General features: G+C 77.2%; 1 protein-coding gene and 1 pseudogene. Both read right to left on the bottom strand.

Annotated features, from left to right (window positions below):
- Positions 1–768, bottom strand: a 768-nt coding sequence (locus DKL51_RS31155; protein WP_148097896.1) for a nicotinate-nucleotide--dimethylbenzimidazole phosphoribosyltransferase, incomplete at its 3' end; no start/stop codon positions are given.
- A pseudogene (locus DKL51_RS31150) lies at positions 768–1,021 on the bottom strand (aminotransferase class I/II-fold pyridoxal phosphate-dependent enzyme); the annotation flags it as partial. The gene DKL51_RS31155 and the pseudogene DKL51_RS31150, both read right to left, overlap by 1 nt.

Raw genomic sequence — 1,021 nt, 5'->3', positions numbered from 1 at the left:
GGTCAGCGCGGCGTGCTCCAGCCCGCCCACCGCGGCCAGCACCCCCAGCGGATCGGCCGGGTCGGGCGCGTGCCGGTCGAGCGCGGCCCGCACCACGCCGACCTTCCGCCGGTACGTCTCGTCGTCCACCCCGGTCCCGCGCCCGGTCGCCGCCGCCGGGTCGACCCCGGTGAAGGCCGCGATCAGGGCGGCGGACGGGGTGGTGTTGCCGATGCCCATGTCGCCGGTCAGCAGGATGCCCGCGCCGCCGTCGATCAGCTCCCCGGCGACCCGGATGCCCGTCTCCACCGCCGCCCGGGCCTCGTCCCGGGTGAGCGCGGCGGTGACCGTCATGTCCCGGGTGCCGAGGCGGACGTTGGCCGTGACCAGGCGAGGCCCAGCCGGGTCCGCGGTGGCCGACGGGTCGACCGGGAGCGGGGTGGCCACGCCGACGTCGACCACGGTGACCAAGGCACCGGCCTGTCGGGCGAACGCGTTGACCACTGCGCCGCCGGCCAGGAAGTTGCCGATCATCTGCGCGGTGACCTCCTGCGGCCAGGGGGTGACCCCCTGGGCGTGCACCCCGTGGTCGCCGGCGAAGATCGCCACCGCGGCCGGCTCGGGCAACGGCGGCGGGCAGGTCCCGGCCAGCCCGGCGAGGCGTACGGAGAGGGGTTCGAGGGCGCCGAGCGAACCGGCGGGCTTGGTCAGCCGGCTCTGGAGGTCGCGGGCGGCCGCCATGGCGGGCTCGTCGAGCGGCCCGATCGCGGCGACGGTGGACTCCAGCATCATGCCTCCAGGATGTCGGCCAGGACGCGGGTGAACGCGTCGGTCGTTTCGGGATCGCGGACCGCGATCCGCAGCCAGTCCGGGCCGAGCCCGGGGAAGGTGTCGCCGCGGCGTACCGCCCAGCCCCGCTCCCGCAGCCGCTCGCGTACCGCGGCCGCGCCGGGCCGGTGGATCAGCACGAACGCGCTGGTCGGGCGCCCCGCGACGCGTACGCCGGGGAGGGCGGACAGGCGCGCGACCAGGTGGTCGCGGT

This window comes from Micromonospora globispora (genome assembly GCF_003857015.1).
GTDB lineage: Bacteria > Actinomycetota > Actinomycetes > Mycobacteriales > Micromonosporaceae > Micromonospora > Micromonospora globispora.
Note: the sequence above shows the minus strand (reverse complement) of the source record. Positions and strands in the feature narration are given on the sequence as shown.